General features: G+C 62.0%; 14 protein-coding genes. 10 read left to right on the forward strand and 4 right to left on the reverse strand.

Annotation, left to right across the window (positions count from 1 at the left end; translation table 11 throughout):
• Positions 1 to 75: 75 nt before the first annotated feature.
• Complete coding sequence (locus B7Y43_RS08225) at positions 76 to 1,317, reverse strand: phospholipid carrier-dependent glycosyltransferase (RefSeq protein ID WP_374131153.1); 1,242 nt, start codon at positions 1,315 to 1,317, stop codon at positions 76 to 78.
• 85 nt (positions 1,318 to 1,402) lie between these two features.
• On the opposite strand from B7Y43_RS08225, the gene B7Y43_RS08230 reads away from it, so the two are divergent.
• The 5 genes from B7Y43_RS08230 to B7Y43_RS08250 all read left to right on the forward strand — a co-directional run bounded on the left by B7Y43_RS08230 (position 1,403) and on the right by B7Y43_RS08250 (position 4,968).
• Positions 1,403 to 2,611: a PLP-dependent aspartate aminotransferase family protein gene (locus tag B7Y43_RS08230; RefSeq protein WP_374131154.1), complete on the forward strand. Its 1,209-nt coding sequence runs from the start codon at positions 1,403 to 1,405 to the stop codon at positions 2,609 to 2,611.
• A 109-nt stretch (positions 2,612 to 2,720) separates the two neighbouring features.
• Positions 2,721 to 3,119: a Co(2+)/Mg(2+) efflux protein ApaG gene (apaG, locus tag B7Y43_RS08235; RefSeq protein ID WP_374131155.1), complete on the forward strand. Its 399-nt coding sequence runs from the start codon at positions 2,721 to 2,723 to the stop codon at positions 3,117 to 3,119.
• Positions 3,116 to 3,907: a LysR family transcriptional regulator gene (locus B7Y43_RS08240; RefSeq protein ID WP_374131156.1), complete on the forward strand. Its 792-nt coding sequence runs from the start codon at positions 3,116 to 3,118 to the stop codon at positions 3,905 to 3,907. The genes apaG and B7Y43_RS08240 overlap by 4 nt, the downstream gene beginning before the upstream one ends.
• On the forward strand, positions 3,904 to 4,443 hold the full coding sequence (locus B7Y43_RS08245; protein ID WP_374131157.1) for a GNAT family N-acetyltransferase: 540 nt from the start codon (positions 3,904 to 3,906) through the stop codon (positions 4,441 to 4,443). Before B7Y43_RS08240 ends, B7Y43_RS08245 begins: the two co-directional genes overlap by 4 nt.
• 60 nt (positions 4,444 to 4,503) lie before the next feature.
• Positions 4,504 to 4,968 carry a YkgB family protein gene (locus B7Y43_RS08250; protein ID WP_374131158.1) on the forward strand — a complete coding sequence of 155 codons (465 nt, stop codon included), beginning with the start codon at positions 4,504 to 4,506 and terminating at the stop codon, positions 4,966 to 4,968.
• A 4-nt stretch (positions 4,969 to 4,972) separates the two neighbouring features.
• Here the strand turns inward: B7Y43_RS08250 and parE are convergent, their stop codons facing one another.
• Entirely contained in the window at positions 4,973 to 6,970 is a 1,998-nt protein-coding gene (gene parE / locus B7Y43_RS08255; RefSeq protein WP_374131159.1) for a DNA topoisomerase IV subunit B, read from the reverse strand.
• Between the two features lie 135 nt (positions 6,971 to 7,105).
• Here parE and B7Y43_RS08260 point away from each other — a divergent pair, with 135 nt between their 5' ends.
• Positions 7,106 to 7,969 carry an outer membrane protein gene (locus B7Y43_RS08260; RefSeq protein WP_374131160.1) on the forward strand — a complete coding sequence of 288 codons (864 nt, stop codon included), beginning with the start codon at positions 7,106 to 7,108 and terminating at the stop codon, positions 7,967 to 7,969.
• Between the two features lie 151 nt (positions 7,970 to 8,120).
• Here B7Y43_RS08260 and B7Y43_RS08265 read toward each other — a convergent pair whose 3' ends face one another.
• Complete coding sequence (locus tag B7Y43_RS08265) at positions 8,121 to 8,828, reverse strand: GcrA family cell cycle regulator (protein WP_374131161.1); 708 nt, start codon at positions 8,826 to 8,828, stop codon at positions 8,121 to 8,123.
• A 120-nt stretch (positions 8,829 to 8,948) separates the two neighbouring features.
• On the opposite strand from B7Y43_RS08265, the gene B7Y43_RS08270 reads away from it, so the two are divergent.
• From B7Y43_RS08270 to B7Y43_RS08285, 4 genes are all read left to right on the forward strand, one after another.
• Positions 8,949 to 9,800, forward strand: coding sequence for an ABC transporter permease (locus B7Y43_RS08270; RefSeq protein WP_374131162.1), 852 nt, complete (start codon positions 8,949 to 8,951; stop codon positions 9,798 to 9,800).
• A gap of 81 nt (positions 9,801 to 9,881) precedes the next feature.
• Positions 9,882 to 10,931 (forward strand): efflux RND transporter periplasmic adaptor subunit, encoded by a 1,050-nt coding sequence (locus B7Y43_RS08275; protein WP_374131163.1) that lies wholly within the window; start codon positions 9,882 to 9,884, stop codon positions 10,929 to 10,931.
• The gene (locus B7Y43_RS08280) at positions 10,928 to 13,987 is read left to right on the forward strand and encodes an efflux RND transporter permease subunit (protein ID WP_374131164.1); all 3,060 of its coding nucleotides are present in this window, start codon (positions 10,928 to 10,930) and stop codon (positions 13,985 to 13,987) included. Before B7Y43_RS08275 ends, B7Y43_RS08280 begins: the two co-directional genes overlap by 4 nt.
• 88 nt (positions 13,988 to 14,075) lie before the next feature.
• Positions 14,076 to 14,528: a hypothetical protein gene (locus tag B7Y43_RS08285; RefSeq protein WP_374131165.1), complete on the forward strand. Its 453-nt coding sequence runs from the start codon at positions 14,076 to 14,078 to the stop codon at positions 14,526 to 14,528.
• Positions 14,529 to 14,627: 99 nt separating this feature from the next.
• Here B7Y43_RS08285 and B7Y43_RS08290 read toward each other — a convergent pair whose 3' ends face one another.
• Positions 14,628 to 15,290 carry a transglycosylase domain-containing protein gene (locus B7Y43_RS08290; RefSeq protein WP_374131166.1) on the reverse strand — a complete coding sequence of 221 codons (663 nt, stop codon included), beginning with the start codon at positions 15,288 to 15,290 and terminating at the stop codon, positions 14,628 to 14,630.
• Positions 15,291 to 15,297 lie beyond the last annotated feature (7 nt).

Below are 15,297 nucleotides of genomic sequence, written 5' to 3' on the forward strand. Positions count from 1 at the left end.
TGGGCTTCGACTTCGCTCAGCCCGAACGGCTATGAGGTTGAAGCGACCTAACGTCTTCACGCTCTAGCCGCCCGATTATCTCCAGCTGAAGAACCACATCCAGTTCAGGAAGCTCATTGGCCCGGCGAGCGGTGCTGCCGACAGGATCGGGTAGAAATAGATGAACAATACCCCCGCCAGCCCTGCGAACCAGGCGTCGGCATGGCGCAGTCGGCCCTTGCCGAAATGGTCGAACGCGGCGGCGAGCGCGAGACAGAGGAAGATGCTCGGCAGATAATAATAATAGAAAAAGCCGATTTTTTTCGGGATGATGATCCACGGCAGATAGGCGGCGATCCACAGCCCGGCGATCGCCCCGACAGCGACGGCGCGATCTCGCCACCACGCATAGAGGCAGGCCGCCACCGCGATCAGCCCGCCCCACAGGATTGCCGGATTGCCAATCAGCAATATGCCGCGCTGTGCCCCGTCAACGGGTTCATAGAGATACCAAATCGGCCGCATGTCGAGCGGCCAGCTCCACCAGCTCGATTGATAAGTGTGTGGCGGCAGCGGCAAGGTTTGCTGCGCGAACATCGCCGCTTGAAAGGGCAGCAATGTGGCCAGGGTCAGCGGATCGTTGGCGTAGAAAAATGCGGGCAGGAAGGTGAGGAAATAGGTCAGCAGGCTAACGCCAGCGAACAAGGCGGCCGCCAAAACGCGCTGCCCGCCCAGCGCCGGCGCTACACGATTGTCCGCCAGCAGGATCGCCAGGCCGGCCAGGCCGACATAGGGCACCGCCGCCCATTTGGTGCCAACGGCCAGCCCGAACAGCACCGCCGCCAGCGCGATCCGGTGGATCAGCTGCGGCCCGTTCCCCTGCATTGCCCAGATCATTGCAGCGATGCCGGTGACCACAAACGCCGCCATAAACCCATCGAGCATGCCGATCCGCGCCTGCACAAACACGGTGAAGTTCAGCATCGTGAACAGGGCAGCGAAGATCGCCGGGCGAAGTCGGCCGAGCAGCAGCCAGGCAATCGCAAATACGCCAACCACCACCGCCGTCGCCGCAACTGCGGAAAAGAAACGCCAGCCCAGGCTGTTGTCGCCGAACAACAGGATACCGAGCGCGATAATTTCCTTACCGAGCAGCGGATGTTCGGTGTTGATCGGCCTTGCCAGCGTCAGCAGATAGCGTGCCGCCGGCACATAATGCGTCTCATCGAATACCAGCTTGAGGGGGCGGGTGATGTTGATCAAAAACAGGAGCGCAGCGGCCAGGCCGATGCCGGTGGCGGTTGCCCAGGGGCGGGAGGCGCGCGATTCGAGGCTCATAGCCCGTCCTTTCCACCTTCGAAACGGTCGTTCAAGGCCTACGCCCCATTGACGGGGAGTGCCCCCGCCCGGCAAAGCATTGGTCATGAAACGCCGGACCGGACAAGATCGCGAAATCACCCGCCATTGGCGCCCGGCTACCCAGGCCGTGCGGGGTGGCACCGCTCGATCGGAATGGGGCGAAACGTCGGAGGCGCTGTTCCTCACCTCTGGCTATGCCTATGATTGTGCGGCCGATGCCGCTGCGCGCTTTGCCGGTGAACAGCAGGGCATGACCTATTCCCGCCTGCAGAACCCCACGGTCGAAATGCTCGAAGAGCGGATCGCGCTGATGGAGGGGGCGGAGGCATGCCGGACGATGGCGACCGGCATGGCGGCGATGACGGCGGCAATGCTCTGCCAGCTTCAACAGGGTGATCATGTCGTAGCGGGGCGGGCGGCGTTCGGGTCGTGCCGCTGGCTGGTCGACACGTTGCTGCCCAAGTTCGGCATCGCGACGACGGTGGTCGATGCGCGCGATCCGCAAGCGTTTGAGGATGCTCGGCGGCCCAATACCAAAGTGTTCTTCTTCGAAACTCCGGCAAACCCGACGATGGATATCGTCGATCTGCAGGCGGTCTGCGATATCGCGCGCGCCAACGGCATTACCTCGGTGGTGGACAATGCCTTTGCTACGCCCGCGCTGCAGCGGCCGATGGAATATGGTGCGGACGTCGTTGCCTATTCGGCGACCAAGATGATGGACGGGCAGGGCCGCGTGCTGGCAGGCGCCGTGTGCGGGACGGCTGAGTGGATCAACAACACTTTGCTGCCCTTCACCCGCAACACGGGACCAACGCTCAGCGCGTTCAACGCCTGGGTGGTGCTCAAGGGGCTGGAAACACTTGACCTGCGCATCCGGCGGCAGAGCGAGAATGCGCTGAAGGTGGGCAAGTTTCTGGAAGCGCGAGTGCCCCGCATCCTTCACCCGGGCCTGCCCAGCCACCCGCAGCATAATCTGGCGATGAGCCAGATGTCGGCATGCGGGCCGATCTTCGCGTTCGAAGTGGCCGGTGGTCGCCCGCAGGCGCACGGCTTGCTCGATGCGCTGGCGCTCGTCGATATCTCAAACAATATCGGCGATTCGCGATCGCTGATGACGCATCCGGCCTCCACGACGCATTATGGCGTGGCCGAGGAGAAGCGGATCGAAATGGGCGTGACCGAAAATCTGCTCCGGCTGAATGTCGGGCTGGAGGACCCCGCCGACGTGATCGACGATCTCGACCAGGCATTGACGACGGTGGGGCTGTGAGGATGCTGCCTCCTTGTGCTCCTGCGAAGGCAGGAGCGCCGCGTAATAACGCGCGACACCCGCGACCCAGGGCTCCTGCCTGCGCAGGAGCAAAACGGGGCAGGTTGCCATGAAGGCGCTGTTCCCCAATGTCGCCGAGACGCGGGGGGTGATCGTCAGAGTATCGGTCAGCTATCTGCCCGAACAATCTGATCCGGCCCGGGGGCGCTGGTTCTGGGCCTATCACATCCGGCTGGAGAATGAGGGGCCGTTCGCTGTGCAGCTGCTGACGCGCCACTGGATCATCACTGACGGGCGCGGTCAGCGGCATTCGGTGGAGGGTGAGGGCGTGGTCGGCGAACAACCGCTGATCGAGCCAGGCGCGAGCTTCGATTATGTCTCGGGCTGCCCGCTATCGACCCCGGCGGGTTCAATGCAGGGCAGCTATCACATGATGGGCAGTGACGGATCGGGCTTCGACGTCGATATCCCAAAATTTGCCCTGATCGCCCCGGCGGTGATGGGATGAAGCGGACGCATTTGCCGCTCAATGGGCTGCGCGTGCTCGATGCCGCGGCCCGTCATTTGAGCTTCACCCGCGCCGCCGATGAGCTGGCGGTGACGCCGGCGGCGGTCGGACAACAGATTCGCGCGCTTGAGGATACGCTCGGCACCGTGCTGTTTCGCCGCACGACCAAGGGGCTTGAGCTGACGCCCGAGGGTGAGGCCGGGCTATCGGCGCTGCGTTCGGGCTTCCTGCAGTTTGAGGAGGCCGTGCGCGCGATGCAGGCGGGGCAGTCGTCCAAGTCGCTGACGATCGCCGCCCCCCGCGACCTGTCGGAAAAATGGCTGCTTCCCCGCCTTGCCGAAATCGCGCGCGGCGATGGTGAGTTGCGCTTCGTGCTGGTCAATGCCGATGAACTGATCGATTTTACCGAAGCCAATCTCGATCTGGCAATCCGCTGGGGCGAGGGGCCGGGCGAGCATGAGGGCGAGGCGCTCGAATCCGACGGGATGGTGACGATCCAGCGCCCCGGCGGCGGCGCGGACACGCGGATTTCCTGGCCGGGCTGCCTCAACGATCCCGAAGTCTCGCTGGTGCGCGTTGGCGATGCGGGCCTCGCGATCGATGCCGCCGCACAGGGGCTGGGGCGGGCGACCGTGCCCGAACTGGTTGCACGCGCTGATATTGCATCGGGCCGGGTCGAGCTGATTGGCGATCCCAAACCCTATGCGCTGGGCTATTGGCTGGTCGCGCCGCTGCCGCAATGGCGCCAGAAAAAGGTGAAGGCGCTGGTCGAAGCGCTGGCGGGGTGATCGATACGCCGGTCATCGACGGCGAACGGGTGCGTCTCCGCCCGCTGGTGATCGAGGATGCGGATGCGCTCCACGCAATCTTCAGCGATGTCGAACTGATGGCCTGGTGGTCGCATGCGCCGCACGAGACGCTGGAGCAGACACTGGACCGCGTGCAGAAGACGGTTGCGTCCGATGATTGGTATCGTTGGGCAATCACGCTGACCGGCGATGATCGCGCGATCGGAACCCTGGGCGCACACGAAAAGCGGCAGGGCGGGGTGGTGGAGATCGGCTATTCGCTTGCCCGCGCTCATTGGGGACGCGGCATCGCGCGTGAAGCAGTTGCCATGATGATCGATTTTCTGTTCGAGGTGGAGGGTCATCGCCGTGTCTTCGCCGATACCGATCCGGATAATGCCGCCTCGAATAGCCTGCTGCAGCGGCTTGGCTTTACGCAGGAAGGCCGGCTACGCGGCGAGTGGGAGACGCATATCGGCGTGCGCGATAGCCTGATCTGGGGGCTACTGCGCGAGGAATGGTCAACCCCCGCGTAACCAATCGCCCCGCGCGGACGAATGGCTGGTCAATCCATTCGTTCCAAAGGGGCCTTTTCCATGACCAACCGTTATCCCGTTCCAAGCGACGCCGCCGCCATCGCCGCGCTGCGCTGGTCGCTAGTGATCATCTTTTTCTTCTTCGGGATTGCGAAGTTCGCGACCTATGAAGCTGAAGGCGTCGCCAAAATCGCCAGCCAATATCCGCTGTTCGCCTGGATGTACCCCATTTGGGGTGCGCAGGGTGCCAGCAACGTCATCGGTACGATCGAACTCTCCACCGGCGCAGCGCTGGCGATCGGGGCATGGTCTGCACGCGTCAGCCTGCTCGGCGGACTGATGGGCATGTGCACCTTCCTGATCACGCTGAGCTTCCTTCTTGGCGCGCCCCTTTGGGAGCCGGGCTATGGTGCGCCGTTTATCGGCGGAATCGCGCAGTTTTTGCTGAAGGACGCGGGGTTGCTGGCGGGTTGCTTCGCGATTGCGGTCACGTCAGCGCGCAAGGCGGGTTTCGCGCGCGACTAAACGCCTAAGCGTCGATCGCGTCCTCATCCACCCGCGCAGCATTTTCCTGAATGAAGGCGAAGCGGTGGGCAGGATTGTTGCCCATCAGCCGATCGACCAGGTCTTTCACACCCGCGCGCTCCTCATATTCCTGGGGCAGGGTGATGCGGATCATCTGGCGGGTCTTGGGGTCCATCGTCGTTTCGCGCAGCTGCATCGGGTTCATCTCGCCGAGCCCTTTGAAGCGCGAAACGTCGACACTCTTGCCCTTGAACGGCCCCGCCTCGATTTTAGCGCGGTGGGCGTCGTCCATCGCGTAGAGCGATTTCGCGCCGACGGTCAGCCGGTAGAGTGGCGGCTGGGCGAGGTAGAGGTGCCCACGCCGGACAAGGTCTGGCATTTCCTGGAAAAAGAACGTCATCAGCAGCGTCGCGATATGCGCGCCGTCGACATCGGCGTCGGTCATGATGACGATGCGTTCGTAGCGCAGATTATCGGGGATGCAGTCCTTGCGCGTGCCGCAGCCGAGCGCCTGGATGAGATCGGCGATTTCGGAATTGGCCCCGATCTTGGCGGCTGTAGCCGACGCCACGTTCAATATCTTGCCGCGGATCGGCAGGATCGCCTGTGTCTTGCGGTCGCGCGCCTGCTTGGCCGAGCCGCCCGCGCTGTCACCTTCGACGATGAAGATCTCGGTGCCCTTGGGATCGTCCGATGAGCAATCGGTCAACTTGCCAGGGAGTCTGAGCTTACGGGCTGAAGTGGCGGTTTTGCGCTTCACTTCGCGTTCGGCCTTGCGCGCGAGCCGCTCGTCCATCCGTTCGAGCACATAAGCGAGCAGCGCCTTGCCGCGTTCGGTATTGTTGCTCAGGAAATGGTCGAAATGGTCGCGCACCGCCTTTTCGACCAAAATCGCGGCATCGGGCGAGGTCAGCCGGTCCTTGGTCTGGCTCTGGAATTGCGGGTCGCGGATGAACACGGACAGCATCAGCTCGCTGCCGGTCATGATGTCCTCGGCGGTGATGTCCTTGGCCTTTTTCTGGCTGACCATCTCGCCATAGCCGCGAATGCCCTTCACCAGCGCCGCGCGTAAGCCCGCTTCGTGGGTGCCGCCATCGGGGGTGGGGATGGTGTTGCAATACCAGCTATAGCTGCCGTCGCTCCATAACGGCCAGGAGACTGCCCATTCGACGCGGCCCATCTTGATGCCGCCGGGGCCGTCGGGGAAATCCTGCGAGCCAGAGAAGAAGTCAGCGGTCGCGCATTCGCGGGTGGCGATCTGTTCGCGCAGATGATCGGCGAGGCCACCGGGGAACTGGAACACCGCTTCAGCCGGGGTGTCGTCGCCGATCAGCTCAGGGCTGCATTTCCAGCGGATCTCGACACCCGCGAACAAATAGGCCTTCGACCGCGCGAGCTTGTAGAGCCGGGCCGGTTTGAAATGCAGCTCGGGGCCGAAAATCTGCTCGTCGGGGACGAAGCTGACCGATGTGCCGCGCCGGTTGGGGGTGGGGCCGACATGTTCGAGCGGGCCCATTGTGATCCCGCGCGAGAATCGCTGGCGATACAGCTCCTTGTTCCGCGCGACCTCAACCATGGTGTCAGACGACAGCGCGTTGACGACGCTGACGCCCACGCCGTGCAGCCCGCCGCTGGTCGCATAGGCCTTGCCATCAAACTTGCCGCCCGAATGGAGCGTCGAGAGGATCACCTCGAGCGCCGACTTGTCGGGAAATTTCGGATGCGGATCGACCGGGATACCGCGGCCATTGTCGACGATGGTCAGCCGGTTGCCGGGTTCCAGCGTTACCTCGATCCGGGTGGCGTGCCCCGCCACCGCCTCATCCATGGCATTGTCGAGCACTTCGGCGGCGAGGTGGTGGAGCGCGCGCTCATCGGTGCCGCCAACATACATGCCGGGACGGCGGCGGACGGGTTCAAGCCCTTCCAGCACTTCGATTGAGGAGGCGTCATAATCGGTGGCGGCGTTGCCCTGGGTGGCGGCGAAGAGATCATCAGGCATGGCCTGCTATAGGGGCGGGGGAGTCCTACGGGCAAGACCATTGCCTAGACGAGAGTAAAGACGATAAAGCGCACTGCATCCTTTGATCGCGCGTAAACGTAAATCGTTATGATAATCTTCTTGGGGAGAATTGTTATGCATCATTTCAAAGTTTTAAGTTGTAGCGCGGGGGCTGCGGTCCTGCTGGCGGCCCAGCCGGCGTTTGCACAGGATGCCGCAGAAAAGCCTTTTGACGGCGTTTATGTCGGGGGGTCGATTGGCTACAGCGTTCAGCGCAATGACGTTGGCGAGGGCGTGCAGTTTGACCGCGATTTGAATGGCACATTTGGCGATACAGTTGTCAATGCCGGTGGTGCCAATGTGTTTGGATTGCGGACCACTGGCGCATTCGATGGCGGATTTTGCAATGGTGTGGCCAACGGCAACAATCTTGCCGCTGGCTGTTCGAATGACAGAGATGATGTCGAATATTATGGCCGTGTGGGCTATGATAAACAGTTTAGCCATTTGGTTGTGGGTGCGCTTTTTGAATTTGGTAAAAGTAATGTGAGCGACAGTGTCACTGCCTATACTACGACACCAGCAGCCTATCAGTTCACTCGCAAACTTGACTGGAACGCTTCATTGCGCGGTCGATTGGGCTATGCTGTCAAAAAAACCTTGTTTTATGGTACTGCGGGCGCGACATACGGCAAGATCGACAGCAGCTTCTTTACGACCAATACGGTTAACGCTTTTAATGATCGTGGTAGAGATTACAGCTGGGGTTTCCAGGTCGGTGGCGGTATCGAACAGAAAATCGGGAAGAAATTTTCGATTGGCGTGGAATATTTGTACACTAGATTCACAGAAGATGATTATCTGGTTCGGGCATCACGCGGCACGGCAGCCGTTAACCACCCGTTCGTCCTAGGCAATGCCATGGGCACAGATTTTCAGCGCACTGACAGCAATTTCGATTTCCATAGCCTTCGCGCAACCATTGCGTATCGCTTCTGATCGTTCCGGGGCTCAGGCCCTGACGCGTTTAACGAGGGCGCCGGTGATGGGGATGTTGCCGGCGCCCTTTTCGTTGGGCCCAATTTACTGACTCCACAAAAAAGGGGCGCGTGATGAGCGCCCCCCTTCTCGATTCCGGACTGCTGGCAGGTTAGCGAACGCGCGGGCCGCCAAAGGGCAAAGGCGGCGGCGGGCGGCGATCGCGGCGCGGCAGTTGAGCCTGATAGGCATGGCCGCAATGCGCGATGCAATAGGGGAAGCCCGGGTTCACTTTCTCCCCACAAAAGTGGAAGTCGGGTTCACCGGGATGGCCAAGCGGCCATTTGCAGATGCGATCGTTCAAATCGAGCAAGGTCGTCTTGCCGGCCATGTCGGCCGATGGTTTGGCGGGCACCAGCCGGCGCGGCGGGGCCGGGGTAATCGGTGCCTGTTGTTCGCCGGGTGCCTGTCGCAAAAAGCCACCGGGGCCGACCGACCGCATGATGACGGTTGGCGCCTTCTCAACCAGTGGCTCATCAGCCACATCGGCGATATCGGGCACATCAGCAGGTTCTACCGCTTCCACCGGCGCCGCAACAACAGGCGCGGGGCGTGGCGCGGCAACGGGCTTGCGCTCTGCAACGGGCGCCGGGGGCGGCGCGGCGACCACAGCGGGGGCGGGCTTGGCGGCGGGCGCTGCCTTGGCTTCGGGCTCGTGCGCCTTAACCGGCGATGGTCGGGCCTGCAGCCCCAAACGGTGCGCCTTGCCGATCACCGCATTGCGGCTGACACCGCCCAGCGATTCGGCAATCTGGCTGGCAGTCATGCCCTTTTCCCACATCGTCCTCAGCGTATCGATGCGCTCGTCAGTCCAGCTCATTCACGATCCTTAAATTCAAATTCTGGCCATTAGTGCAAAATTCGGCCCTAAACTTAGTTTCCGGCCTTAAACTCAGATGCCGGTTGCGGGCAGGAGCGGCAGCGATTACGCGCCTTTACCATGAGCATCCAGCCCCCCTCCGGCGATATGCCGTCAGCGGTTGCGAACGCCCCCGGCGTACCGACCATCCGGAACGTCAATTGGGGCGGGCTTCGCACCCTCTATATCAAGGAGGTGCGGCGCTTCTTCAAGGTCCAGCTGCAAACGGTTTGGGCACCGGCGATTACAACCCTGTTGTTTCTGGTGATTTTTACAGTCGCGACGGGCGGGAAACGCCCGGTCAGCGTGGCGGGCGTCGATGTGCCCTTTGCTGATTTTCTGGCGCCGGGCCTCATCGCCATGGCGATGCTGCAGAATAGTTTTGCCAATTCCAGCTTCTCGCTGCTGGTGGGGAAGATCCAGGGGACCATTGTTGATTATCTGATGCCGCCCTTGTCGACTGGCGAATTGCTCGCGGCGATGGTCGGTGGCGCGGTGACGCGTGCCTGGTGCGTGGGTGGCGCGGTTTTCCTGGCGATGCAGTTCTGGCCTGGTGTCCACCTGGTGCCGCAGCATCCCATGGCGATTATATGGTTCGGGCTGCTCGGGTCAGTTTTTCTGGCCTTTGTCGGCTTGCTGACGTCAATGTGGGCCGAAAAATTCGATCATGCGGCTGCGGTGCAGAATTTCCTGATCGCCCCGCTCACCTTGCTGTCGGGCACATTTTATTCGGTGGACAAGCTTGCTCCCGCTTTCCAGGCCTTCAGCCATATCAACCCATTTTTCTACATCATTTCGGGCTTTCGTTACGGTTTTCTGCTCAACGCGGATTCCAATGTGATGGTCGGCGGCCTTGTCGTGTTGGGGATTGATATCGTGTTGGGTATCGTCTGCTATCGCCTGCTGCGATCCGGCTGGAAGCTAAAAAATTAGGCTGGTCATACAGTTCTGAAAAAATAGGTTTCAAAACAATACTTATGTCGCTATGTTTTCGCCATTGGCGGGGAGAGAGCGATGCGGCAGCGTGTGATTGTGGGTGCAGTTGCGGTGCTGGCGTTGCTATCCGGTTGTACCAAGGGCGAAACCGGCAACACCGTTGGCGCTAAAGTGCCGCAAGTGCGGGTCGCTGTGGTTGGCGCAAAACAGCAAGCGACAATCATTAGCGGTGTTGGCACCGTTGCGCTGCGGCGTGAATCGTCGCTTGGTTTTACCAGCGCCGGCCGGATCGCCCGACTGACGGTGAATGAGGGCGATGTCGTGCGCCCCGGCCAGGTGCTGGCCGCACTCGATTCGACTACCGTTGTTGCTGACCTTAACCGTGCCCGTGCTGAGCGGGAGCGCGCGGCCGCTGAATTTCGCCGCAGCGGCAATTTGCTGGCGCAGGGGTGGATCACGCGGCCCCGATTCGAAAATGCCGAAGCGTCGTTGCGCGCCGCCGATGCCAGCGTCAGTGCAGCGCGTTTCCAGGCGACCAACGCCACCATCGTCGCGCCCGGCGGCGGGATTGTCCTCGCCCGACTGGCCGAGCCAGGTCAGGTCGTTGCCGCCGGCACGCCTGTGCTGGTGGTTGGTGAGGCGAAAAGCGGCTATGTGCTTCGCGTGCCGCTGTCGGACCGTGACGCCGCGCGGCTGGTGCCGGGCGTACCCGCCACTGTCACGCTGGCGGCGATGGGGAATGAGCCGATCGTCGGCAAAGTGATCGAAATCGCCGGGCGCGGCGACAGGGCCACGGGCACGTTCACGGTCGAGATCGCCTTGCCCGCCGATTCGCGGCTCCGGTCCGGTCAGATCGGTTCGGCGGCGATTACGTCGAGCGGTGCAAGCGTCACGGCGCTGATCGTGCCGGCAACCGCGGTGTTTGCAGCGCGGGCGGGCGAGGGTTTCGTCTATCTGGTTGATCGCGCCAGCCGCAAGGTTCGGCTCCGCCGCGTATCGATTGGCGAGGCGACCGATGGCGGCATCGAAGTGACCGGCGGCCTTGATCGCGGCGAGCTGATTGCCACGTCACGGATCGATCGATTGAAGGACGGCATGGCCATCAACCCGATCGGTCCCGCGCGATGAACATCACTGAATTCGCGGTAAAACGCTGGCAGATAACCCTGCTGGTCTTTCTGCTGCTGATCACGCTGGGCTTGTCGGCATTTCTGTCGATCCCGCGATCGGTCGATCCGCATTTCCCGATTTCGGCAACGGTGGTGACGGTGATCCTGCCCGGCGCGGATGCCGCCGACATGGAGGAGACGGTCGCCAAGCCGCTTGAGGACGTGCTGCAAGGGCTCGACCATGTCCGCGATATCAATTCGACCAGCACGGATGGTGCCGCCGTTGTCACGGTAAATTTCGAACATGGCACCGATGCCGAACAGTCGCTCGACCGCGTGGTGCGCGAAGTGAATGCGGTGCGCGATCAATTGCCCCAGGGTATCCAGCGGATCGCCTTTCGCCGTCCGCGCACGACTGAGGCCGGGGTGCTGCAGCTCGCGCTGGTCAGCGATGGGGCGACCTGGCTGCGCATGGCCAAATATGCGGATGACTTGCGTGACAAGTTGAACGTCGTGCCCGGCGTCCGATCGACAACAGTCGATGCGCTTGCCCGGCCAGAGGTGCGCGTTGCCATTGATGCCGGGCGGCTGGCCGAGGCGCGCCTGCCGGCGTCGGCGGTCGCCAATGCGATCACGCAGGGCGGAATCGATCTGCCCGCAGGTGCGGTGAGCGGATCGGGCCGTCGGTTCAATATCGACGCCGGCGGCGCTTATCGTAATGTGGAGGCGGTGCGCGCGGTCACCGTCCGCGCGGGCGACGGCCGACTGGTGCGGGTTGGCGACATCGCCAAGGTCGAGTGGGCCGAGGCTGAACAGCTTCAAATCGCGCGCTTCAATGGCAAAGCGGCTTTGTGGGTCACCGTCAGACAAAAGGATGAGGTTGACGCGGGCACGCTGCGCGATGCGCTGGTCCAGGCGCTCGATCAGTTTCGGGCCAATTTGCCGCCCGATATCAGGCTGGAGATCGCCTTTGATCAAAGCAAGGATATCAGCCTGAAGCTGGCGCAGCTCGCGCGCGATTTCGCCATTGCGCTTGGGCTGGTGCTGATCACCATTTTCCCGCTGGGGTTCCGGCCATCGCTGATCGTGATGGTATCGATTCCGCTCAGCCTCGCGATGGGGATATTGCTGCTGTATCTGTTCGGCTATTCGCTCAACCAGATCAGCATATCGGGCTTCATCATTTCGCTCGGGCTATTGGTCGATGATTCGATCGTGGTCACCGAAAACATCGAACGCCATATTCGCGATGGTGATCCGCCGATTACCGCTGCCGTCAATGGCACGCGCGAAATCGGTGCGGCGGTGATGGGGGCGACGGGGGTGCTGTTGTTCGCCTTCCTGCCGCTGACGTTTCTGCCTGAAGGCGCCGGCGATTTCGTGCGCGGGCTGCCGATGGCGGTGATTCTGACGGTGGCGAGCTCGCTTGTCGTGTCGCTGACGATCATTCCGTTCATCGCCAGCCGCTTGCTGAAACCGCATGCGCCGGAAGGTAACGCCATGCTCCGCACGATCATGGGCGGGATCCACCGTTTCTATACGCCGATTCTGCATGCGGCGCTTGACCGCCCACGCATCTGGTTCTGGGGCGCGCTGGCGCTGTGCATTGGCGCTTTTGGGCTGGTGCCGGTGCTCGGCTTCAGCCTGTTTCCTTCGGCCGAGACTCCGTATTTCCTGGTGCGTGTCGAAACGCCCGAAGGCAGCAGTATTGCCGCGACCGACAAGGCGGTGCGGGCCGTCTCTGCCATCATCGCCAAACAAGGTGCGGTGGTGAATCGCATGGAAAATGCCGGGCGCGGTAATCCGCAGATTTTCTACAACATCTTCCCGCGCGAAGAACGCGCGCGGTACGGCGATATCTTCGTGACGATGAAAGAATGGGATGTCCGCCAGAGCCCCACAATGCTCCGGACGCTCCGCGAAGGTCTGGCCAATTTCCCGGATGCCCGCGTCACGGTGGTCAATTTCGAAAACGGCCCGCCGGTCGAGGCACCGGTCGCGGTGCGCGTGCGCGGACCGCAGCTAGCGACGCTCAAAAAACTGTCGGATCAGGTGATCCACGAAATGGAACAGGTGCCGGGCCTGCGCGATATCGACAGCCCGGTCGCCTATGACCGGGTCGATATGGATCTCGGCCTTGATGACGCAAAGGCCGGCTTGCTGGGCGTTGCGCCGGGGGAGGCGCGCCGCGCGGTCAGGCTTGCGATCAGCGGTGAACAGGTCAGCCGGTTGCGCGATGCAGAGGGCGATAGCTGGCCGGTCACCGTCCGGCTACCGCTGCCAGGCAACCAGCCTGTCTCGGCGCTCGGCCAGGTCTATGTGCCGACCTTGGCCGGCGGCAGCATCCCCTTGCTCGAAATCGCGACCCCCAAGCTCAAAAGCGTTCCCCCACAGATTACCCGCTACAAATTGCAGCGGACGGTCACGATCACCGCCTATAACCAGCCGGGCCAGTTGACATCAAAACTGACGACACAGGTGCAAAAGCGGCTCAAGAACATCGCCTTGCCGGAGGGGTATAGCCTCAGCCTGGGTGGCGAGGCAGAGGCGGCGGCGCGCAATTTCTCCGGGCTCGGGCCGATCATCCTGCTGGCGACCTTTGGGATTATCGGGGTGCTGGTGCTTGAATTTGGCCGGTTCAAGGAAACAGCGGTGGTGGCGGGCGTCGTCCCGCTGGGCACCTTTGGCGGGCTTGTCGCCTTGCTGGTGACGGGTAACTCGCTGTCGTTCCTGGCGATCATCGGCTTTGTTGCGTTGATCGGTATCGAGATTAAAAATTCGATCCTGCTGGTCGATTTCACGACGCAGTTGCGCGATCGCGGCATGGCTTTGCGTGAGGCGATCGAAAAGGCGGGCGAAATTCGCTTCCTGCCCGTGCTGCTCACCTCGGTGACGGCGATTGGCGGACTGATGCCGCTCGCGCTGGGCGGCTCTGCGCTTTATTCGCCGCTTGCCTGGGTGATTATTGGCGGCTTGATCAGCTCCACCTTCTTGAGCCGGATCATCACCCCGGTGATGTACCTGCTCGCAGTGCGCGGCGATGAAGAACGGGCTGTGGCCGCCGCCGCGATGTGAACACATGCTGCCAATGACGTTCAGTATCGCGGCAGTAGCGATGGCGTAGAGACTTTCGCAGGGTGGTTGTCACCCGAAGGAAAGATCAATGCGTAAGCTTATTTTGACGATCGCAATGCTGGGCTCGGCTGTCGCTGCCACGCCTGCACTGGCACAGGACTATCGTGGCCAGCAGGGTTATCAGCAGGGACGGGACTATAACCCTGGCGAAGGGCGCGATTATGACCAGCGTCGCGGCTATGGTGATGACCGCCGTGGCAATGACAGCACGGCCCAGCTGCGCCAGATCGGTGTACGTATCGAACGCAATGTTCGTGCCGGCACGCTGACGCGTCGTGAAGCCGACGCGCTACGTCGTGAACATGCGTATCTGGTCCAGCTCGACCGCAAGCTCAGCTATGGCCGTGCCAGCCGCTGGGAGAGCGTAGCGCTCGACCGTCGCACCGCCGTGCTCGAACGCCGCCTGCAACAGTATCGCAGCAATGACTTTGGCGACCTGCGTTATGGCGACAATGGCCGTGGTCTCGGCGGTCGTCGCTGATTGCACATGAATACCCAGGTCGAACCTTGATTTCGACTTCGCAACGGGCGGTCCATCGTGGCCGCCCGTTGTCGTTTCTGGCCGCGTCAGGCAGATCCGTTACTTGATCCCCGCGCAGGCAATATAATCGACGTCATCAAGATCGCGGGGCTTGCACTTGCCGCCAAGCAGCGCCTCGATCCGCGCCACGCGATCAGCGTTTTCGGTCGGGTGGCGGATGGGATCAAGCGCATTTGGTGCCTTCAGCATCGCAACCAGCATCAAGAAATGATGATCGCTGAGACGGGTTAGCGGTGCACCGAAAAAGGTCTGCGCGGCTTGTTCGAATCCGATCACCGGCTTTCCCTTGATCGTTCCGAAGCTGGCGATGTTTAGGGCGATCTCCAATTGGTCGCGTTTGGCTAAGGCAGGATCGAAGACGAAGCGGGCAATCAGGCTCTGTTCGATCTTGGCAAAACCAGGCTTGAACCCACCGTCGAAATAGAGCCGCTTGACCATGGCCTGGGTCAAGGTCGTCTTGCCTTGGCCGGGGGTGGAGAAATCGACGCCGTGGTGGCGATAAAAGCCCGGATCCTCGACCTGGAGCAGCATCTGCAGCCGTCGCGAGCCGACCTGGGCCAGGTTGACGGGTCGGTTCCGATGGGCGGCGATGATGGCTGGGGTCCGTGCACTGGCGCGCCAGACGGCATAGCCTTCGAACAGCAGCAGCGCCGCCAGCAGCGTCGCGATAACGATCAGGCCAATCTTCATTACGTTGTTCACAAAGGAG

The organism is Sphingomonas sp. 28-62-20 (genome assembly GCF_002281505.1).